Genomic DNA, 564 nt, shown 5'->3' with positions numbered 1-564 from the left:
TGTGTTTAAAACACGATATGAATCGGCTGGCGTAATCATTTCATGATGTTCGGAGCGTTTTACCTATGTTAATTAACAGAGTTATCCACATATAACGTTCTGTGGATAAGTTGGTTGATAAAGTGTTTTTAGCTTGAGGATTTTGATGGGTAAAGAAAGATCTTTTCTTTTTTAGGAAGTCTTGGTCGCTGGTAATTTAGTCTTAACTTATTGTTATTTAAGGTTAAATGTATTATTTCATCGGATCGAATACGTTAAAATACGATCATAACCTTGTCTTTTTTTGATCCTAGTCATTTACTCAGGTTGTGTTTAACTTTTTTTTGCAACCCATTTTTAATCAAATCTAGAATTTTTTTCCACATTACAGAATTGAGAACAGGGTCATGTATTGAGCATGCAAAAAGTGTTTTCAATCTCTTGCATATAGGCTACGCACTAGGCATCCCTAGGTAAGCCTTTCTCAACAATTCTAATTAAACGCTTTTTCTTCGTCTCAATCGGTTCTGCATCTACAGAAGGGATATGGTTGAGCTGCTGGGTAAGTGCCCATTCGATGTGCTC

At 35.3% G+C, this 564-nt stretch carries 1 pseudogene; it reads right to left on the bottom strand.

From position 1 onward, the window contains the following. Positions 1 to 438: 438 nt before the first annotated feature. Positions 439 to 564: pseudogene (locus R7Z49_RS26760) on the bottom strand (tRNA epoxyqueuosine(34) reductase QueG); the annotation flags it as partial.

Origin of the sequence: Vibrio sp. 1562, assembly GCF_033340155.1 — a bacterium.
GTDB classification, from domain to species: Bacteria; Pseudomonadota; Gammaproteobacteria; order Enterobacterales; family Vibrionaceae; genus Vibrio; species Vibrio alginolyticus.
Note: the sequence above shows the minus strand (reverse complement) of the source record. Positions and strands in the feature narration are given on the sequence as shown.